Here is a 1,894-nt window from a genome sequence, read left to right on the forward strand (position 1 = left end):
TTCTCGTCAATCTCTTTGCTGGCTTGATTGCTTATAGCTATTTGCCCAAAAAACCCTCCTTGGATTTAGAGCCAAAGGGCTTCCCTGCTCTACCTCCTGCTATTTTTTAGCTCCGTCGAACTCACGTTTCACCAGTTACAACCAAGAACGACAACGGGCCGAAGCGGAACGACAACGGGCCGAAACGGAAAGTCAACGGGCCGAAGCGGAACGGCAACGGGCCGAACGATTGGCGGCAAAACTGCGGGAGTTAAATATTAATCCCGAAGAAACTTAAAAAAATTATCGATCGGCTCAATCGATCGAGATAGTCTCGCTACAATGAAAGTAGATAAATATCAAGTCCACTAGCTAGAGTCGGAACGGTAAGCCCAGAAAAAATGCGCTAGGGCAGGGCTGACTAAATCGACGAAGCAATCGCTAAATAGGATTAATTTCCGTCCAATTCTCCCCAATCCTGAACAGGAGAGGCAGAACCGAAGAATTTCTATAAAATTTCGGTAAGGGTGGAAAGATCAAGTAAGTTAGCGTTAGGGCTTAATCTTCGCCACGGAAAGGTAGAACTATGACAGTTTGTGAATATCGGCCAGGTTTAGAAGGAATTCCCGCCGCCCAATCGAGTATCAGCTTTGTGGATGGGCAAAAGGGAATCTTGGAGTATCGAGGCATTCGGATTGAGGAACTCGCCGAAAAAAGTACCTTCCTCGAAACCGCCTATCTCCTTATCTGGGGTGTTCTGCCCACGGGGGCGGAACTGGAAGAATTTGCCGATGAAATCCGTTATCATCGACGCATCAAGTACCGTATCGAAGACATGATGAAATGCTTCCCCGAAAAAGGCCACCCCATGGATGCGCTACAAACTTCGGCGGCGGCTTTAGGTTTATACTATGCCCGGCGCGCCCTGGATAATCCCGAATATATCCGTCAGGCAGTGGTGCGGTTATTAGCGAAAATCCCCACCATGGTGGCGGCGTTTCAATTGATTCGCAAAGGTAATCACCCCATTCAGCCCAACGATAGTCTTGATTATGCGGCCAATTTCCTCTATATGTTGACGGAAAAAAGACCGACGGATTTAGCGGCGAAAGTTTTCGATGTCTGTTTGACTCTCCACGCCGAACATACCATGAATGCCTCGACTTTTTCGGCTATGGTGACGGCCTCCACTTTAACCGACCCCTACGGTGTCATCGCTTCAGCAGTGGGAACTCTCGCCGGCCCCCTCCACGGTGGGGCAAACGAGGAAGTATTGTTAATGTTAGAGGAAATCGGTTCGGTGGCTAATGTTCGTCCCTATGTGGAAAAATGTATCGCCAACAAACAAAAAGTTATGGGTTTTGGACACCGGGTATATAAAGTTAAGGATCCCCGGGCGACGATTTTACAAAACCTTGCCGAACAATTATTCGCGGAATTAGGTTCCGATGAATACTACGATATCGCCCTAGAATTAGAACAAGCAGTGGTGGATATCTACGGCGAAAAAGGTATCTATGCTAATGTGGATTTCTATTCGGGATTGGTCTATCGGAAATTAGGCATCCCCAGTGATTTATTTACCCCGATTTTTGCCATCTCCCGGGTGGCCGGTTGGTTGGCCCACTGGAAAGAACAATTAAATGCTAACCGCATTTTCCGTCCTACCCAAATCTACACCGGACAACACGAAGTCCCCTATACACCGATCGAACAACGTTCTTAGATTTTATCTCCCATTCTTGAATGGAAACACGGTTTCTCGCCTTTGTCAATCTTTCCTAGGCGAGATTTTTTGTCTCATTTCCTGTTATATTGATGGGACAAGGAAACAGTCCATCTGCTTTCAGCTTGGTCAGTTTCGGTGTATATAGGGTCTGCTGAAAAAGTTTTTCGGTGGGGGCAGGGTGTGGGG

1 protein-coding gene is annotated in these 1,894 nt (G+C 47.4%); it reads left to right on the forward strand.

Translation table 11 applies throughout. The features are described 5' to 3' along the window. Nucleotides 1–565: 565 nt before the first annotated feature. The gene (locus IQ224_RS23235) at nt 566–1,705 is read left to right on the forward strand and encodes a citrate synthase (RefSeq protein WP_002749626.1); all 1,140 of its coding nucleotides are present in this window, start codon (nt 566–568) and stop codon (nt 1,703–1,705) included. The last annotated feature ends 189 nt before the right edge of the window (nt 1,706–1,894 follow it).

This window comes from Microcystis sp. LEGE 00066 (genome assembly GCF_015207925.1).
Classification (GTDB): Bacteria; Cyanobacteriota; Cyanobacteriia; order Cyanobacteriales; family Microcystaceae; genus Microcystis; species Microcystis ichthyoblabe_A.